Consider the following 18,174-nt stretch of genomic DNA (forward strand, 5'->3'; position numbering starts at 1 on the left):
GCGGTGCGGCTCGCGAAGACCTGCGCCGGCCCTGGACGCGACTTCGCTACCGCTGTTGACATCCGCTCTGCGACCGCTCGTCACTATTCGCAATCGCCGCCATACCCGAGCCTGGTCGGCCCGGCGCGCCATCGCAGGAACTCCATTCCTCGGCGCCGACCGAATGGAGTTTTAGGATCGGGGTATGAGTACGCCCCCGGTCGTTGACGACCCCGTCCTCGCGCTCGATCCGCAGTGGGTCGCCCACCTGGCTGAACGGGCGGTCACCCAACCCCGGGCGGAGACGATGACCAGCATCACCCCGCTGACGGGGCGGCCGCTGGCGGTGCTGCCGGTTTCTACTCCGCAGGATGTACATCTGGCGTTCGTCGGCTCGCGCGCGGCGGGCCAGGCGTGGGCGCACGTACCGCTGGCTACCCGCAGCCAGGTCCTGCTGCGCTTCCACGATCTGCTGCTGCGCCACCAGGTGGAGATGCTCGACCTCATCCAGCTCGAGACGGGCAAAGCCCGCCATCACGCCTTCGACGAGATCGTCGACACCGCGCAGGTCGCGCGACACTACGCGCGGCATGCCTCCCGCTACCTACGCCCGCGAAGCCACCCCGGGCTGATCCCGGTCCTGACCGATGTGTTGGAGCTGCGCCACCCCAAGGGCGTCGTCGGAGTGGTGGCGCCGTGGAACTACCCGCTGTCGATGGGAGTCACCGACGCGCTACCTGCACTGATGGCCGGGAACGCGGTAGTCGTCCGGCCTGATCCGGCGACTTCGCTGACCATGCTGTTCGCCGCCGAACTCCTGGACCGGGCGGGTCTTCCCGGACGGGTGCTGCAGGTGGTGCTGGGTTCGGGGCCGAGTGTGGGTGCTGCGGTGGTGCAGGAAGCCGACCACGTCTGCTTCACCGGTTCAACGCGCACCGGCCGCACGGTAGGAGCCCAAGCCGGGGAACGGTTGGTCTCGGCCACGCTGGAGTTAGGCGGGAAGAACCCGCTGTACGTCGCCGCCGATGCCGACCTCGACCGGGCCGTCGAGGGAGCGGTGCGGGCCTGCTTCGCCTCTGCCGGGCAACTGTGCGTCAGCACCGAACGCCTGCTGCTGCATGACGTCATCGCCGATGACTTCCTGGCCAAGTTCGTTCCCACAGTGGCCGCCATGCGGCTGGGGGCGAACCTGACCTACGACGCGGACATGGGCTCACTGGGTGGGCCGGAACAATTGGCGCGGGTGCGTCGGCATGTCGAGAACGCCCAGGCCATGGGCGCCACGGTGCTCACCGGTGCGCGTCCCCGACCCGACATCGGCCCGTTCTTTTACGAGCCCACGGTGTTGACTCACGTCACCCCCGAGATGGACGTCGCCAAGGAAGAAACCTTCGGGCCGGTGGTGTCGGTCTACCGGGTGGGCAGCGACGCCGAGGCGGTGGCGTTGGCGAATGAGGGCGAGTACGGCCTATCGGCCTCGGTGTGGACCGCCGACGCAATACGAGGGCGCGCCATCGGCTCTCTCATCCGCGCCGGCAGCGTCAACATCAACGAGGGCTATGCCGCGGCCTACGCCAGTCCCAGCGCGCCGATGGGCGGGATGGGATCCTCCGGTGTGGGCCGTCGACACGGCGCCGAGGGGATCCTGGCCATGACCGAAGCGCAGACGATCGCCACCCAGCGTCTGATCGGGGTGGGCGCTCCGGCGCGGATCGGACAGGAGCGCTGGGCCGACCTGATCACGAGCGGGCTGAAGGTGATGAAGACGCTGGGGCGGCACTGATGCCCCACCCCGCACCGCCACGCGGGATGGCCTAGCCTGGAGCGGTGCTCCGAACGGCTCTGCAGCCTCGCTGGCTGGCGCTCCTCGGCCTCGTGCTTGTAGTCGTCGTCACGTTCGGCTGGCTAGGCATGTGGCAGCTTGACGTGTCGCGAAGCAAGGGGCAGCGCGAGATGCTGGCGCAGATCGAAGCCGCACCGGCCGAACCGGTGCAGGACATCATCACCCCCCACGCCCCGTTCACCGGAAACATGGTCGGGCGCAAGGTCACCGCCACCGGCAGCTACGATCCCGCAGGTCAGGTCCTCATCGCCCGGCGCCGGTTGGGAGAACAGGTCGGTTTCTGGGTCCTGACCCCGCTCATCGTCGACGACGGCGGGGCGCGACTGCCCATCGTCCGCGGTTTCACGCCGACGGATTCGGCGCCGCCGCCCCCACCGGGGACGATCAAGGTGCAGGGCGCGCTACAGCCGCAGGAGGGCCCGCCCGATGACCCGAGTCCGCTGCCGACGGGACAACTGGGTTCGGTGGATCTGTCCAGTCTGGTCAACGTCTGGCCCGGGGACCTCTACAACGGCTTCGTTTTCGCCACCGATGAGGACCCGGCGCCGGAAGACATCCGCGCCGGGACCCTGCAGCGGATCCCACTGCCGGTCAGCGGCAGCGAAGGCATCGTCTGGCGCAACTTCGCCTACGCCATCCAATGGTGGATATTCGCGGCCTTCGCCCTGTACCTGTGGTGGCGCATGGTCCGCGACGACTACGAGGTCTCCCAACTGCCGACCCAGGACACTCCCGCAGCGGCACCACCCGCCGACCACGCCCCCGAAGACATCCAGAGCAGCACCGCAGGAGGACAACCGTCATGACCGCCCAGCACGTGAGCCAGAACGCGCTACCCAGGGGCTTCGAGCCGCAGAAGGTCGCCAAGGCACTGACGCCGTTCCGGGTGATGGCGTTCGTGGTCGGTGTCGGCCTGCTCGTGCTCGTGGTCGAAATGGTGCTCAGCTACGGCTACGGGCTTAAGGGGGATGCCAACCCGCTGGGTTGGTGGCCCGCCCCACACGGCTTCATCTACATGGTCTATCTGGCCACGGTCGCCAACCTCGGCTTCGCGGCGCGCTGGCCGCTGGGCAAGATGGTCGGCGTCATGCTCGCCGGTTGCGTACCTTTCCTGTCGTTCTGGGTGGAGCATCGCACCGCGAGCAAGGTCAAGCGGCAGCTGGCCGACGCCGCCGGCCGCTGAACCCGTTCCCGCTCACTCGGCCGAGCGCCGGGGCGGCCATTAGACTCACCGGGTGACCGACGCTCTGCACGCTCATCCCGTCCTCGTTGTCGACTACGGCGCCCAGTACGCGCAGCTCATTGCGCGCCGGGTGCGCGAAGCCGACGTGTTCAGCGAGGTGGTGCCGCACACCACACCCGTCGCTGAACTGCTCGCCCGCGACCCAGGGGCGATCATTCTTTCCGGCGGGCCCGCCTCGGTGTACTCCGAAGGCGCTCCGCGACTGGACCCGGCCGTTCTTGAAGCCGGGATTCCCGTCTTCGGCATGTGTTACGGCTTCCAGGCGATGGCCATGGCGCTCGGCGGCGAGGTGGAGCAGACCGGGCTGGGGGAGTACGGCTCGACCCAGGCGCAGGTGCAACCGGACTCCTCGACGTTGTTCACCGGCCAGCCCATCAGCCAATCGGTGTGGATGTCGCACGGCGACTCGGTGACGCAGGCTCCCGAGGGAATGCAGGTGACGGCCTCCACTTCAGGAGCGCCGGTGGCCGCCTTCGAGGATGATGAGCGCCGGCTCTACGGGGTGCAGTGGCACCCGGAGGTCATGCACTCCTCGTTCGGTCAGCGCGTCCTGGAGAACTTCCTGCGCCGGGGAGCCGGTCTGGAAGGGTCGTGGACGCCCGCGAGCATCGTCGAGGAGCAGGTCGAGAAGATCCGCGCGCAGGTGGGTGACGCGCGGGTCATCTGCGGGCTCTCCGGCGGCGTGGACTCCTCGGTTGCTGCGGCGCTGGTGCAGAAGGCCGTCGGTGACCAACTCACCTGCGTCTTCGTCGACCATGGGCTGTTGCGCGCCGGTGAGGCTGAGCAGGTGGAGAAGGACTTCGTTGAGGCGACCGGGGTCGACCTGGTCGTCGTCGACGCCGCGGAGCGGTTCCTGGATGCGTTGGCGGGGGTGAGCGACCCCGAGACCAAACGCAAGATCATCGGCCGCGAGTTCATCCGCTGCTTCGAGCAGGCGGCCCGCGACATCGCCGGGTCGGCCGATCAGGAAGGCCACCCGGTGCAGTTCCTCGTACAGGGGACTCTGTACCCGGACGTCGTGGAGTCCGGCGGCGGGTCGGGAACCGCCAACATCAAGAGTCATCACAACGTCGGCGGACTGCCCGAGGACCTGCAGTTCACCCTGGTGGAGCCGTTGCGGGACCTGTTCAAGGACGAGGTGCGCCAGGTCGGTCTCGAGCTGGGGGTGCCCGAGACGATCGTGTGGCGTCAGCCCTTCCCCGGCCCCGGTCTGGGGATCCGCATCGTCGGCGAGGTCACCCGAGAGCGGTTGGAGACGCTGCGCGCTGCTGACGCGATCGCCCGGGAAGAGCTGACCTCGGCCGGGTTGGACCGCGACATCTGGCAGTGCCCGGTCGTGCTTCTGGCGGACGTCCGCTCGGTGGGGGTCCAAGGTGATGGCCGCACCTACGGCCACCCGATCGTGTTGCGGCCGGTGAGTAGCGAGGACGCGATGACGGCCGACTGGTCGCGTGTCCCCTACGACGTGCTCAGCGCGATCTCCACCCGGATCACCAACGAGGTACGCGAAGTCAACCGGGTCGTGCTGGACGTCACGTCCAAGCCCCCGGGCACCATCGAGTGGGAGTGAACCGCTGAGAATGCGGTGACGGCGGCGCAGACCCCCTGGGGGTGTCTGCGCCGCTGTCGTGCTCGGCGGCAGTGGCCCTGCCGGACCGGCGGCGTGTTCCTTGCCGGGGACGGGAATTCGCTAGGTGAACAGCGGGTGTCCGGGACGGCGCGGCAACCGTAGGCTGGGGCGCAGCGACCACGAAGGAGAGCAGTGATGAGTAATCAGTCGATGCATGGTTTGCGGGCCGCGGTGCAGGGTTACTACGACGCACTCGACCGCGAAGACATCGAAACTGCCCTGGACTATTTCGGCGGCGAGATCCTCTACCGGCGCCCCGGGTATGAACCGATCACCGGCCTAGAGCGCCTTCGCGCCTACTACACGCAAGACCGTCTTCTGGCCAGCGGCCGGCATGTCATCCGCTCCGTCGTCGTCGAGGGCCACTCGGCCGCCGCCCACGGCACCTTTGAGGGGGAGTTGAAGGACGGCGGGCGCACGACCACCGGATTCGCTGCGTTCTTCACCTTCGACGGTGGCGGGCGCATCATCGAGCACACGACGTACTTCTTCGTACCTGCCGTGTAGCGAGACCGCTACGCCCGACAGAGACGAGATCGATCAGGCCGGCCCCCTAACATCTTCGGGGCGCCGGCCTGATCGGTATCTATCGGCTCTGCGCTCGTGCAGGCGCTCAGCTGGTGGCGTGTGTGGCGTGGCCTGGTCGCTCATGCGGCTCGCGCATCGCCTGCGGCACGTACCCGCAGGTCGGGTCGGAGCCGAGGATGTCACCGGTCACCGCGTAGGCGTGGCTGCGCGACCCGCCGCAGATCTCCTGGTACTCACACATCCCGCACTTTCCGTGGAACTCTTCGGGGCGACGCAACGACTGCAGGAGCGGGTCGGTGCGGTAGACGTGCCGGAAACCGACTTCTTTGACGTTGCCGCAGTGGTGGGGGAAGAAGCCGCTGGGGTAGACATCGCCGCGGTGATCCACGAAAGCGAAGCCACGTCCGGAGTTGATGTCGATCGGTGGGCGTGGCGGGCGGCGTGTCAGCTCCCGACCCGCCAGCAGCGCAGCGGTCTCGTTGGTGAGGCGGTGGTACAGCTCGCCCCGGTGCTCCAGGTCGCGCGGGTCCAGACCCTGTTCTTTGGCTGCGCGGCGCTGGGTGAGCACCCGGCGGTACTGCGGTGCTTCGGTCGTCTTGACCGCGATGATGTCTGAGATGTCGGCCATCCAGTGCAGGACATCTTCGATCTGTGGGGGATCGAGGGTTTTGAGCTGCTGCCCGCGCCCGGTCGGCACCAGGAAGAACAAGCTCCACAGCGAGGCGTCGATGTCGAGCATGATCGTCAACATCTTCGGCAGTTGCTCGACCGTGTCGCGGGTGACGGTGGAGTTGACCTGCAACCGGATGCGTTCGGCCCGCATCCACCGTGCGGCGACCAAGGTGGCATCGAAAACGCCCGGCACCCCGCGGAAACCGTCGTGGGTGGCCGCCTCTGAGCCATCCAGCGACAGCGACATCGAGTTGGCTCCGGCGGCGTGCATCTGGCGCACGGACTCTTGGGTGAGTTTGGGCGTCACCGACGGCGAGAGCGCCATGTGCAGTCCTAAACCCGAACCGTAGGAGAGCAGGTCGGCTAGGTCGGGGCGCTCAAACGCGTCGCCACCGGTGAGGATGACGATCGGGTAGGGCTTGCCGAAGGCCGCGATGTCATCCAGGAGATCCTTGCCCTGCTGGGTGCTCAACTGCTCGGGGTGCGCAACCGGCTGAGAATCGGCGCGGCAGTGCTTGCACACCAATTGGCAGGCGCGGGTCACTTCCCAGATGACGATCATCGGCCGGTCGTCGATATCGTGACGCAGCCGGCGGACGGCGCGGTCGGGGGCGACCTTCTCTACGGACTGATTCATCATCGGACGTCCTTTTCGGGTGCGGAGCTGCCGGGGTCCTGCTCGCTCAGGGTGGCCACGAGGGCTTGGGCAGCCTTGGTGCCCGAGGTGATGCACGCGGCGAGCCCGACCCCGTCGTAGGAAGATCCGGCCAGCTGTACGCCGGGCATCGCTCGCGCGAGATCCTCCCGGGTGCGCGCGATGCGGTCCTGATGGCCCACGAGCAGCTGGGGCATGGTGAGCGGCCACCGCTCCACGTGCGCCTGGCGCGGCGTGACATCCAAGCCGATGAAGGAGCGTAGGTCTTCGCGAACCTGGCCCAGCAGTTCCTCCTCGCTGAGGCGGCGGCAGGCATCGGAGCCGGCCCGCCCGGCAGAGAGCCGCAGGAAAACCGTTTCGGGGTCGTCCAGGTGGGGCCATTTGGTGGACAGGAAGGTCGCCGCCTTCAGCAGCGAACCGTGACTGGAAGGCACCAGCAGGCCGGTGCCGCGCAACGCGGGCAACGTCTCGACCACGTAGCGCGGATAAGCCAAGATGATCGTGGCGACGCTCGCCCAGTCGCCCTCGTTGAGCCGTGCTGCAGCCCCCGGCAGCGCCTCACCGATGAGGTCGGCCGCGACCGGGCCCGAGACCGCCAGCACCACACCGTCGCAGCTGTGCTGCTGGCTGCCGTGCGGGCTGTCCACGGTGATCTCGTAACCGCCCGGGGTGCGGCGCAGCGACGTGACCGGGGTGTCGGTGCGGATGTCGCTTCCCACGGCCAGAGCCTCGATCAGGCTGGTCAAGCCCGTCTCCCAGGTGATGAATGACATCGCCGGCGCCGGCCCGCCGCGGCGGGGGCGAAGCTTGAGCAGCGGGGTCTGGTTCTTGGCCGCGGGCAGCAGCGAGGGAGCGCAGGCTCGAAGACTCAGCCGCCGCACGTTCCCGGCGTGCAGGCTGCCCAGCAGCGGATCGACGAACCGCTCCACCACCTGCGCCCCGAAGCGGGAACCGACGAAGTCACCCACACTGAGGTCCACCCCGTCCGGCAGGGGATTGGTGCGGCGCGCGAAAACCGGCTCCAGCCCGGCGCGGGCCAGCCCGGCGGCGGACATGATGCCGCTCTGCAGGACCGGGCGAAGTCGGGTCGGGCCGGCGGGGCCGACTCCGGCGGGCAGCCGGCGCAGCCCTCGGCCGGTGAGCAGCCAACTGGACCCTGGCCGGGCCGTGACCGTGCTGGACATCAGGTCGAGCTCAGCCAGGAGTTCCTTGGCGCCGGGTGCACCCAGGTGCATCGCTTCTGCGCCCACATCGATGGCGCGCCCAGCGAGTTCGATCGTCTTGACCTGCCCACCGATGCGGGAACTCGCCTCGAAAACCGTGACCTCTGCGCCCGCTTGGCGGAGTCGGCGGGCTGCCAGCAACCCGCTCACCCCGGCTCCGATCACCGTGATCCGTCTACCGGGTACCTGGACGCTCATGTTCACCCCATCAAGTCCGAATGGCCCCAGGCTATCCTTCCGGTGGGGGCGCAAACGCAGGTGGTCGGGCGGTCCAGGTGGTCGCGGCCGCTGAGCCGGAGGCCGTCGTACGGCGGGGAACGCAAGCAGAACGGCGCGTGGCGTGATTTCACGCCCACAGTGAGGGGTGTGCAGTGCAGGTGCGTTCGCGGCACGTCGGAGCCTCGATGATTCTGCTCGGCGGTTCCGGTCTGGTCGCTGTCGTGGTCGCCGTCGTCTGGACACATCTGGGCCAGCGTGCCGACGAACGCAGTCGATGGTCAGTGGGGGTTCCCTGGCGGACCAGTCGCCTCCTCACCGAGTGGTTGGGGCTGGTCAGCGTCGAGTTCATCGCCATCGTCTTGGCGCTCGCAGTGGGGATCGCGTTGCTGCGTCGCCGGGTTGAGCGCGCTGCCGGGGCGATCGTGCTCGTCATCGGTGCCAATGTGAGCACTCAAATCCTCAAAGCGGTGATCCCGCGTCCCTACTACGGCATCGGAAGCCAGAACACGCTGCCCAGCGGGCATGTCACGGTCGTTACCTCCCTGGTCCTGGCGGCTCTGCTGGTCGTCTCGTGGCGGCTGCGCAGCCTGGTGGCGTTGCTGGCCGCCGGTGCCGCGACGCTGACCGGTGCCGCGACGATCCTGCAGCGTTGGCACCGGCCCAGCGATGTGATCGCAGCCTTGGGGGTCTGCGCCATCTGGGCCGGGGTCGCTCTCTTCATCGCCGACCGAGGCCCTGTTCAGCACAGTCGCCCGCGTGCCGAACTGACCCGCCGCACCGTGCGGTTGTACGCCCTTCCCGCATTGATGGGGGCGCTGCTGGCGGGGGTGTTCCTGGTGGCTGCCGGCATGGTCACCCAAGGCGAGGCTGGGAATCTGCTCGTCGGTGGCTTCGTGTTGTCCACGATCGGCGTCGTGGCCGCTGGGGTGGTCGCCTTCACCGGTGCCGGTTTGGAAGCCGCCGCCGGCGATCCTGTCGGTGCCGGCAGGTAGCGGGGCGCAACACTGGGGCGGTGGACGCCCTAAGCTGGCTGGGTGAGGACTCGCCTAGCCGTCGCAGCAGGGAAGACCGCCCGGATGCTCGCCCGTTTGCGGGGAGGTGGCTCGGCTCTGCCGGGTCTCGTCGTGGAACGGATCGATCCGCAATTCCTGGATCACGCGCTCGCCGATATCTCCGAAGTGGTCGTCGTGAGTGGCACCAACGGCAAGACGACCACCACGCGGATGCTCGTTGCGGTGCTGCGGGCCCACGGCAAGAAGGTCGTCACCAACCCGACCGGCAGCAACTTCACCCGCGGCGTGATCTCTGCGCTTCTCGGTGAGGCGCCGGCCAACGGCCGTATCGCTGCCGATATGGCCGTTCTGGAACTTGACGAGGCGCACGCACTGCGCTTCGTGGCCGTGGTGGCGCCCACTCGCGCGCTGCTGCTCAATGTGGCGCGGGACCAACTCGACCGGTTCGCCGAGATCGACTACACCGCCGACCTGCTGCGCCGGTTGGCGCGCACCGCCCGGCTGGGGGTGGTGCTCAATCGGGACGATTCGTTCATCGCGCGCATCGCTCGCGAGATGCAGGTTGATGTGCGCTACTTCGGGGTGCATCCCGAGATGGCCGACCGGTTGCCGGAACTGCAGGAAGCCGATGTCCGCTTCGAGGACGAGTCGGCAGCTCCTGAGCTGGGGGCCCAGGACGGCTTGCTGCGGCCCGAGGAACTACAGCCCGACGGCACGCAGCGGTTCACGGTGGAGTTCGCTGCCGGGGGCCATGTCGGTCCGGTGCAGCTGCGCCAGCGCGGGCTCGCCGCCATGATCAACGCCACCGCCGCGGCGACCATGGCTCGTAGCCTGCTCGGCAGCGAGTTCAATGCGGCGACTGCCGCTGAGGCGCTCAGCAGCGTCGCGCCGCCGTTCGGTCGCGGTGAGGTGATCGACCTCGGCGGGCGCACCTTGGAGCTGGTGCTGGTCAAGAACCCCGCCGGGTTCACGGTGGCGTTGGGCGCTTACGGCTCGACCCCTGTGGCCACGATGATCGCCATCAACGACAACACCGCTGATGGACGCGACGTGTCCTGGCTCTACGACGTCTCGTTCGCCTCGCTGGCGCAGCGGGGAGTATCGATCGTCAGCGGTCAGCGCGCCTACGATATGGCGTTGCGTCTGGAATATGACCAGGTTTCCACCGATCGGGTGATTCCGGAACTGGAACCGGCGCTGGATGCCTTCCTGGCTGCGCACCCGGGTCAGCCGCTACGGATCTTCTGCACCTACACGGCCATGATGAGCCTGCGTCGCGTCCTGGCTGCACGCTATGACCTATCCGCTTTCGGTGAGGAGGGGCAGGAATGAGCACCGACACCCGGGGCGGAGGGCCCGCAGAGGGGCCCAGCAAGGGCCAGATCACCCTGGTTCACCTATACCCGCGCGAGATGAGCATCTATGGCGACCTGGGCAACACCCGGGCGTTGGCCACCCGGATGCGGCGGCATGGTTACGACGTCCAGGTCCACGATCACCACCCGGGCGCGGACTTCCCGGCCGGAGCGCACATCGTCGTCGGTGGCGGTGGGCAGGATTCCGGTCAGGCGCGGGTCAAGGAAGACCTGGAACGCATCGGGTCGATGCTGCGTGCGTTGGCCCAGGACGGCGTGCCGATGCTCATGGTGTGCGGCATGTACCAGCTCTTCGGTCATGACTTCGTGACGGTGGACGGAAAGCACCTGCCCGGACTGGGCATCCTGGACGTCACCACGAAGGGTAACGACAAGCGGATGATCGGTCCGGTCCTGTTGCGGACGGTGCACGGGGAGGTCGTGGGGTACGAGAACCATTCCGGTTCCACGGTGCTGGCTACCGGCCAACCGCCGCTGGGCATCGTGGCGTACGGCAACGGCAACAACGGTAAGGACGGCACCGAGGGGGCGATCGCGCACCGCGTGCACGGCACCTACCTGCACGGCCCGATCCTGCCGGCCAATCCCGCCCTGGCCGACGCGCTCATCGGGTTCGCGGTAGATCGGGCGTTGACCACGCCGTTCGAACCCGCCGAGCTTGACGACACCTACGCCGACCAGGCGCGCAAAGCCCAAGTGCGCCGCCTGATGCGGGCGGCCTCTCGCAAGGCTCGCGGGCGCCGCTGAGAACAGCGCGGGCAGCCGAGGCGCCTTGGCCGGTAGCGAGCTGTCGGCCCCGACCGCTCAGCGACGTCCGTGGCGGGGACGACGGAGCAAGCCCACCCCGCCCAGAAGGACGAGGGTGACGCCGAGGGAGACCAACACCGGTGGCCCCACCGTGCGCCAATCCAGCACCGCAAAGCCGGTGTGGTGAACCCCGGCTGCTGCTGCGATGAACAGGCCGACGATTCCCACCAAGATCGGGTACCCACGGGGGCTCGGGCGAGCCGGCGCCGCGTCGCTCCCCATGGCGGGTTCCTCCTCGGTGGCGGTATCTGCGAACACCGCTGGTGCCGGGGCCCACGGCGGGCTCGCCGAGTGCGGTGCCCACACCGGCGAACTGGTCGAGGCCACCGACGACTCGCCGGGGCGGGCCGCGTCCTGCGGGAGGTTCAGATCCTCGCCGAAGCTGACGGGACCCAACTGTCCGCCCTCAGGGCACTGCGCAGGGTGACTCATGGCGTGTCCTTCTCGACGATGGTCAGCGAGCCGATACCCAGCTCGGCGTTGATGGTCAGCACGCTGTTGCCGGTCCCGAAGCTCAACGTCCTGGGCTTGTCGGAATCGATCTCCGTAGGATCCAGCGTCGTGCGGCTGTCCCCGCGCACCACCGTGACCTGGCCGACACCGATATCGGTCAGCACCTGGGTGCCGTAGCTGCTCGGCACGATGATGGTCAGCGAACCGGTGCCGTGATCCAACTCGATGTTCTTGGCTTTTGCCGCCTCACGCTCGGGCAGGCCGGTGAGGTCCAAGGTCGCCTCGCCCACCCCGATATCGAAGGGGTCGGCCAGTTGCTCTGCGGTGGTCGGGTCCCAGCGCCGCCCTGTGTCCGGGACCGAGACGACACTCATCCCGCTGAGCTGTGCACCCGGCAGCGTGGAGGCGGCCAGCACCGCCCCCAAGAACCAGGTTGCGATCGTCACCAGCGGTGCCCGATGCCCGCGGATCCCCACGCCGACCAGAGTGAGGCTGCAAACGGCGAGAACCGCGATGAGGCCGAAGACGTGGGAGTCTCCGCCCGTACCGGCCGCCTGAACGGTCCACATGGTCCCCACGTACGCCAGGATCGAGGCACCCAGGGCCAACAACGTGGCGAACCACCCAACGCCTCGCCGGGGCTCGACCGGTTCCGGCGTCACCGTGGGTGCAGGGGCGTGGCCCACCCCGACCGCGGGGTCGTGCCTGTGTTCTTCGAGCGGGTAGGCGGTGTGGGGGAAGGGCGCCGGGGTGGATGCGTTCGGTGCGCCGGGCTGGGGATAGCCGCCGGCCGGGATGGAACCGACCGGTGTTGGGGCAACACCCGGGGGCTGGGCCGGGCCGTTCGCGCCGACGTGCTGCTGGTGCCGGCGAAGCAGCAGCCAGCCGACCGCCCCGACAATGAGCAACCCCCAGATCGATCCCACAACCCCGTCGCCCGAGGCGCCCAGGCCGCTCAGGCTGGCGGCAGCAGCGACGCAGAGCAGGATCGCTGATGCTTGCCCCTGGCGGAACCCGCGTTCCAACGCCACGCTGCCGTCCTCAGCAGGCAGCAGAGCCCACGCGAACAGGTACGTCGGCAGCCCGATACCGCTGACGAACAGGGTGAGAATGAACGCCACCCGCACGATCACCGGATCGATCTGGTAGCGCAGCGCGATCCCGCTGGCGACTCCGGCCACCCAGCGTCCGCGTTGCGGACGGCGGATCCCGGTGGCCCGCGACGCCTGGGCGAAGCGTTCCAGTGGGTGCGCGCTCTGCTGGCTCATACCGCCATCGTGTCCGCACCCGCTCGCCTAGGCCATGAGGGTCGACCCTGAACCCACCCTGAGCGGCCCCTCATTAATGCCGGCGAGGGTGTCGCGTATCGCTTCGGTGGGACACGATGATGGGGTGAGCGCCGCCCCAGCTGAGGGGCTACCCCCTTGGCCGCCCCGAATGGAGCGCCCCGTCGATGACCGGGTGCTCGTCGGCGTGTGCTCGGGATTGGCGGCGCATCTGCAACTACCGACACGCGCGGTACGCATCTGCTTCATCGCGGCCACCTGTCTTGGTGGCGTCGGTCTGGCGGCCTACCTGCTGCTGTGGGTGATGACCCCTGGCCAGCGCTCGACGCCGGCCCAAGCCAAGGCTCCGCGCTCAGCAGCGCGGCTGTTTCTCGGCGGTCAGGCCCTGCTGATCTGCGCGGCGAGTCTGTACACCGATTCCCGGGCTCCCGCCCTAGGACGCTCCCTGGCGAACCTGTTGCCCGTCGCCGCGATCATCGGCGGGGCGGTCCTGGCGTGGTCGCACCTGGACAGCAGCGAACGCGAAGAGTGGTTCGGTTCAGACCCGCTCACCGATCGACACGGGTTGCTCCGGGTCGGGATCGGGGCAGCCCTCGCGGTGACCGGTTCGGTGGTGATCGTGTGGCGGCATCAGGGATTCGTCCTGATGTGGGACGTCATCTTGGCCACGTTGGCGGTGCTGGCCGGTCTGGGTCTGGTTCTCGCGCCGTGGGGGATGCGCTTCTGGCGCCGATATCAGGATGAACAGGTGAGCCGCATCCGGGAGACCGAGCGTGCCGATATCGCTGCCCACCTTCACGATTCGGTGCTGCAGACGCTTGCTTTGATCCAACGCACCGACGACCCGCAACGGGTGACTTTGCTGGCCCGCGCGCAGGAACGTGAGCTTCGCACCTGGTTGTACGGCGGCACCAAAGGCTCCCGCGAAACCCTTGCGGCGGCAATCCGCGAGGTGGTGGACGAGGTGGAGGACCTGCACGGCGTGCCGGTTGAACTGGTGGCCACCGGCGACCGGCCTTTCGACGAATGCGGGCAGGTGCTTGTGCAGGCCACCCGGGAGGCGTTGTTGAACGCAGTGCGCCATGGCGCGCCACCGGTAACGGTCTACCTTGAGGTGGGTCCGCGCCTGGTCGAGGTGTTCGTCCGGGACCGGGGCGAGGGTTTCGACCTCGACACCATTCCCGATGACCGGCTGGGGGTGCGCGAGTCGATCATCGGCCGGATGAAACGGCACGGTGGCCGGGCCCGCATCCGCAGGCTGGAAGACGGCACCGAGGTGAGTATCCAACTCCCGGTCGAACCCGCCGAGCCGCGCCCGCAAGCTGCTGGGCAGAACGATCGCCCCGCCGAGCGTGCGGGGCGCCCAGGTGGAACGGGTGACCGTCCCAACGGCGGCGACCAGGTCGATCCGAGTTCGTCCGTAGCCGCCGACACGGTTCTTGCGCCGCCGGCACCAACCAAGGAGAGAACGCTGTGAGCACGCCTACCCCGATCCGACTCGTCCTCGTCGACGATCACCGCATGTTCCGTTCCGGGGTCAAGAGTGAGCTGCGGGAAGAACTCGGCCGGGATCTGGAGATCGTCGGTGAGGCCGCCGATGTCGAGGCGGCGGTTGCGGTCATCAAGCAGACCGGGCCCGATGTCGTTCTCTTGGATGTTCACCTGCCCGGTGGCCGTGGGCGGGGCGGCACCGATGTGCTGTTGGACTGCCGGGGGATGACCTCGCAACGCGACCAGGCGGTGCGTTTTCTTGCGCTGTCGGTCTCCGACGCCGCCGAGGACGTCATCGCAGTCATCCGCGCCGGGGCTCGGGGGTATGTCACCAAGACGATTTCGCCGCGGGATCTGGTCAGCGCTATCCGCCGGGTCGCTGACAGCGACGCCGTCTTCAGCCCGCGCCTGGCCGGGTTCGTACTCGATGCCTTCGGGGCTGCTGCGGGAGAGGTGGCTGAGGTCGATGAGGAGCTCGACCGGCTCTCGGCCCGCGAGCGCGAGGTGATGCGGCTCATCGCTCGCGGATACCAATACAAAGAGGTTGCCAAGGAGCTGTTCATCTCGATCAAGACGGTGGAGACCCACGTCAGTTCGGTGCTTCGGAAACTGCAATTGAGCTCCCGACATGAGCTGACCGCCTGGGCGATGCACCGGCACCTGCTGTAGGCCGCCTGCGGCCTGCGCCGATGTAGTCACGCAGTCGCGCCTTCGGGACAGCCGTGCAGTTGGGGAGGTGGGGCGCAGAGGGCCTTGCCGGCCGAGCCGTGGCCCAAAGCCGTGATCGCGGGACGTAAAGTGATGCCATGACGACCGCTTATACCGCTCTTACGCTCCTGCACTGGGTCGGCCTCGCCCTGCTGGTCATTGGTTACCTGCTGAGCTTCAACCACGGGGTTATCCACCCGGTGATGGTCTGGGGTGCGCGCCTGCAACTCCTGCTCGGCCTCGCCATCGTCGCGGTCGTCGAGATGGGTTCGTTGATGACGCTCAACCACGCGTGGGTGGCCGTCAAGCTTTTGCTGGCGGTCGGAGTTGTCGGTCTGTGTGAGGTCGCCCAGTCCAAGGCTGCCAAGGGTCAGAACAAACCGCTCTTCATGCACCTTGCCGCGGCGTTGACGCTGGTCACCGTCATGGTCGCCACCCTCTGGCACTGAGGCCCCCCGACGTGGCGGCGGCCTGCCTGAGCCGCGCGGGCCGCGCTGTCGCGGCCCGGGCCTAGACTGCACGGCGAGATGAGCCTCTTCGACGACCTTCCTGACTTCACGCCAGCCCCTACCCGCAGCGTTGACGCACCGCGCCCGAACGTGGCGTCTACCCCGCCCCGCCGCCCGGTGCCCACCGGGACGCAGGAGGGGGTCAGCGAGCGCAGCCCGCAGGTGGGCTCCGGTGCAGCCGGTGGTGACGTCGAGGCGATGCTGGCGGGCCTGAACCCGCAACAGCGTGAGGCCGTGGTGCACGCCGGATCGCCGCTGCTCATCGTCGCAGGCGCCGGTTCCGGCAAAACTCGGGTTCTGACCCATCGCATCGCCTACCTGCTTGCAGCGCGCAACGTGCATCCTGGCCAGATCCTGGCGATCACCTTCACCAACAAAGCCGCGGCTGAGATGCGCGAACGGGTGGAATCCCTCGTCGGCCCCCGGGCCCGCATGATGTGGGTCAGCACCTTCCACAGCGCCTGCGTGCGCATCCTGCGGCGTGAAGCGGACAAGGTCGGGTTGAAGAGCAACTTCTCGATCTATGACGCTGCGGACAGTCAGCGCTTGATGGCGATGGTCTTGCGCGATCTGGACCTCGACCCCAAGCGCTACCCCCCGCGTTCGTTCAACGCCCAGGTGAGCAACCTCAAGAACGAACTCGTTGATGAGGAGGAGTTCGCCCGGCGGGCGAATGCCGAGGGTGCCAACCCGGCCGAAGCGGTGCTGGCCGAGGCGTACACGATGTATCAACGTCGGCTGCGCCAGGCCAACGCGATGGATTTCGACGACCTGATCATGACCACGGTCAACATCCTGCAGGCCTTCCCCGAGGTCGCCGAACACTACCGGCGCCGGTTCCGTCACGTGCTCGTCGATGAGTACCAGGACACCAACCACGCCCAGTACGTTCTGGTCAAAGAGCTTTCTGCGCCGATCGAGACACCGCCGGAGCAGGCGCCGGTAGCCCAAGGCGAACTGGTCGTCGTCGGTGACGCCGACCAGTCGATCTACGCGTTCCGCGGGGCGACGATCCGCAACATCGTCGAGTTCGAGGAGGACTACCCGCAGGCGCGCACGATCCTGCTGGAGCAGAACTACCGCTCGACCCAGACGATCCTGCGCGCAGCCAACGCCGTCATCGCCAAGAACACTGCCCGCCGGGCCAAGAACCTGTGGACCGACAGCGGTGACGGCGCGGCCATCGTCGGGTACGTGGCCGACTCCGAGCATGACGAGGCCGCGTTCGTGGCCAAGAAGATCGACGAACTCGTCGACGAACACGGGGTGCGCCCACGCGATGTCGCAGTGTTCTACCGCACCAACGCGATGAGCCGGGCGCTGGAGGAAGTGCTGGTGCGGGTGGGGCTGCCGTACAAGGTGGTCGGCGGGACCCGCTTCTATGAGCGGCGCGAGGTCAAGGATGCCCTTGCCTATCTGCGGGTGCTGGCCAACCCGGCCGATGCGGTCAATCTGCGACGCATCGTCAACGTTCCCAAGCGGGGCATCGGGGAGCGGGCTCAGGCCTGCGTCAGCCTCCTGGCCGAACGGGAACGGATCAGCTTCGTCCAGGCGCTGGCGATCGCCCGGGACGCACCCGGGATCGCTACCCGCTCGGTGAAGGCCATCGAATCCTTCACCGCGCTGCTGGAGTCGCTGCGCACTGTTCGCGAGGCCGGGGCCGGGGTAGGGGACCTGCTCGAAGCCATTCTGGAACAGAGCGGCTACGTCGCCGAACTGCGCGGCAGCAGCGACCCCCAGGACGAGACCCGCCTGGACAACCTCGTCGAACTGCTGTCGGTCGCCCGCGAGTTCGATGCCGAGGCCGAAAGCGCCGGCGAAGAACCGGACCTGGACGCCTTCCTGGAACGGGTCTCGCTGGTTGCCGACGCCGACGACATCCCCGATGAGGCCGTCTCGGATGCGCTGGCGCAGGCCGAACGCGAAGACCAGGGCGCCGTCACGTTGATGACATTGCACACCGCCAAAGGACTGGAGTTCCCGGTCGTCTTCCTGGTGGGGTTGGAAGACGGCACCTTCCCCCACCAGCGTTCCCTGGCCGACTCCACCGAGTTGGAAGAAGAGCGTCGCCTCGCCTACGTCGGAATCACCCGGGCCCGGGAGCGTCTGCACCTGTCCCGGGCTGTCGTGCGCTCGGCGTGGGGTTCACCGCAGTACAACCCGCCCTCGCGCTTCCTGTCCGAGATTCCAGATGAGTTAGTCACCTGGGAACGCGGCGACCCCGGTTTCGGGGCCGGCGCTGGACGCTCCTCGACACCGGCGGTTGCCACATTGGCGGCGCGCCCGGGCATCCGCTCGCCGGGTAATCGGCCGGCGATCTCGCTCTCGCCGGGTGACCGGGTCAATCACGACGCCTTCGGTCTGGGCACGGTGGTGCGCGTGGAAGGCGAGGGGGAGCGGACGATGGCTCACGTGGATTTCGGCGGCGAGCAGGTCAAGCGGTTGCTGTTGCGGTACGCCCCGTTGCAGAAGCTTTGAGCAGCGGCATCACCCCTGGGCCAAGGCCCCGCCGATCAGAACGGGCGCGGCGCTGACCGGG

16 protein-coding genes are annotated in these 18,174 nt (G+C 68.1%); 12 read left to right on the plus strand and 4 right to left on the minus strand.

All coding sequences use genetic code 11. The features are described from left to right. Positions 1-184 precede the first annotated feature (184 nt). The 5 genes from G9V96_RS12490 (at position 185) to G9V96_RS12510 (ending at position 5,202) form a co-directional block, all read left to right on the plus strand. Positions 185-1,762, plus strand: a complete 1,578-nt coding sequence (locus tag G9V96_RS12490) for a succinic semialdehyde dehydrogenase (RefSeq protein ID WP_168583318.1) — start codon at positions 185-187, stop codon at positions 1,760-1,762. 44 nt (positions 1,763-1,806) lie between these two features. Further along, positions 1,807-2,628 (plus strand): SURF1 family protein, encoded by an 822-nt coding sequence (locus G9V96_RS12495; protein ID WP_168583319.1) that lies wholly within the window; start codon positions 1,807-1,809, stop codon positions 2,626-2,628. Further along, positions 2,625-3,005, plus strand: coding sequence for a DUF3817 domain-containing protein (locus G9V96_RS12500; protein WP_168583320.1), 381 nt, complete (start codon positions 2,625-2,627; stop codon positions 3,003-3,005). The genes G9V96_RS12495 and G9V96_RS12500 overlap by 4 nt, the downstream gene beginning before the upstream one ends. Before the next feature lie 52 nt (positions 3,006-3,057). Then, complete coding sequence (gene guaA, locus G9V96_RS12505; RefSeq protein ID WP_168583321.1) at positions 3,058-4,635, plus strand: glutamine-hydrolyzing GMP synthase; 1,578 nt, start codon at positions 3,058-3,060, stop codon at positions 4,633-4,635. A 195-nt stretch (positions 4,636-4,830) separates the two neighbouring features. Next, positions 4,831-5,202, plus strand: a complete 372-nt coding sequence (locus G9V96_RS12510) for a nuclear transport factor 2 family protein (RefSeq protein ID WP_168583322.1) — start codon at positions 4,831-4,833, stop codon at positions 5,200-5,202. Positions 5,203-5,308: 106 nt separating this feature from the next. Here G9V96_RS12510 and G9V96_RS12515 read toward each other — a convergent pair whose 3' ends face one another. Together G9V96_RS12515 and hemG are read right to left on the minus strand one after the other, a co-directional pair. Next, positions 5,309-6,535: a TIGR04053 family radical SAM/SPASM domain-containing protein gene (locus G9V96_RS12515; RefSeq protein WP_168583323.1), complete on the minus strand. Its 1,227-nt coding sequence runs from the start codon at positions 6,533-6,535 to the stop codon at positions 5,309-5,311. Continuing rightward, entirely contained in the window at positions 6,532-7,971 is a 1,440-nt protein-coding gene (hemG, locus tag G9V96_RS12520; protein WP_168583324.1) for a protoporphyrinogen oxidase, read from the minus strand. Before hemG ends, G9V96_RS12515 begins: the two co-directional genes overlap by 4 nt. A 173-nt stretch (positions 7,972-8,144) precedes the next feature. Here hemG and G9V96_RS12525 point away from each other — a divergent pair, with 173 nt between their 5' ends. From G9V96_RS12525 to G9V96_RS12535, 3 genes are all read left to right on the plus strand, one after another. Further along, positions 8,145-8,984 (plus strand): phosphatase PAP2 family protein, encoded by an 840-nt coding sequence (locus G9V96_RS12525; RefSeq protein WP_168583325.1) that lies wholly within the window; start codon positions 8,145-8,147, stop codon positions 8,982-8,984. Positions 8,985-9,068: 84 nt separating this feature from the next. Beyond that, positions 9,069-10,337, plus strand: coding sequence for a Mur ligase family protein (locus G9V96_RS12530; protein WP_168584024.1), 1,269 nt, complete (start codon positions 9,069-9,071; stop codon positions 10,335-10,337). After that, positions 10,334-11,128 (plus strand): type 1 glutamine amidotransferase, encoded by a 795-nt coding sequence (locus tag G9V96_RS12535; RefSeq protein WP_168583326.1) that lies wholly within the window; start codon positions 10,334-10,336, stop codon positions 11,126-11,128. Before G9V96_RS12530 ends, G9V96_RS12535 begins: the two co-directional genes overlap by 4 nt. Positions 11,129-11,185: 57 nt before the next feature. Here G9V96_RS12535 and G9V96_RS12540 read toward each other — a convergent pair whose 3' ends face one another. Then, the gene (locus tag G9V96_RS12540; protein WP_168583327.1) at positions 11,186-11,620 is read right to left on the minus strand and encodes a hypothetical protein; all 435 of its coding nucleotides are present in this window, start codon (positions 11,618-11,620) and stop codon (positions 11,186-11,188) included. Continuing rightward, the gene (locus G9V96_RS12545; RefSeq protein WP_168583328.1) at positions 11,617-12,909 is read right to left on the minus strand and encodes a PspC domain-containing protein; all 1,293 of its coding nucleotides are present in this window, start codon (positions 12,907-12,909) and stop codon (positions 11,617-11,619) included. Before G9V96_RS12545 ends, G9V96_RS12540 begins: the two co-directional genes overlap by 4 nt. A 124-nt stretch (positions 12,910-13,033) precedes the next feature. Here G9V96_RS12545 and G9V96_RS12550 point away from each other — a divergent pair, with 124 nt between their 5' ends. The 4 genes from G9V96_RS12550 (at position 13,034) to pcrA (ending at position 18,113) form a co-directional block, all read left to right on the plus strand. Next, positions 13,034-14,404: an ATP-binding protein gene (locus tag G9V96_RS12550; protein ID WP_226913312.1), complete on the plus strand. Its 1,371-nt coding sequence runs from the start codon at positions 13,034-13,036 to the stop codon at positions 14,402-14,404. Beyond that, positions 14,401-15,087 (plus strand): LuxR C-terminal-related transcriptional regulator, encoded by a 687-nt coding sequence (locus G9V96_RS12555; RefSeq protein ID WP_168583329.1) that lies wholly within the window; start codon positions 14,401-14,403, stop codon positions 15,085-15,087. Before G9V96_RS12550 ends, G9V96_RS12555 begins: the two co-directional genes overlap by 4 nt. A 137-nt stretch (positions 15,088-15,224) precedes the next feature. Continuing rightward, positions 15,225-15,575, plus strand: a complete 351-nt coding sequence (locus G9V96_RS12560) for a hypothetical protein (protein WP_168583330.1) — start codon at positions 15,225-15,227, stop codon at positions 15,573-15,575. Positions 15,576-15,653: 78 nt separating this feature from the next. After that, the gene (gene pcrA, locus G9V96_RS12565) at positions 15,654-18,113 is read left to right on the plus strand and encodes a DNA helicase PcrA (RefSeq protein ID WP_168583331.1); all 2,460 of its coding nucleotides are present in this window, start codon (positions 15,654-15,656) and stop codon (positions 18,111-18,113) included. The last annotated feature ends 61 nt before the right edge of the window (positions 18,114-18,174 follow it).

The sequence above is a fragment of the Gephyromycinifex aptenodytis genome, assembly GCF_012277275.1.
Taxonomy (GTDB): Bacteria; Actinomycetota; Actinomycetes; order Actinomycetales; family Dermatophilaceae; genus Gephyromycinifex; species Gephyromycinifex aptenodytis.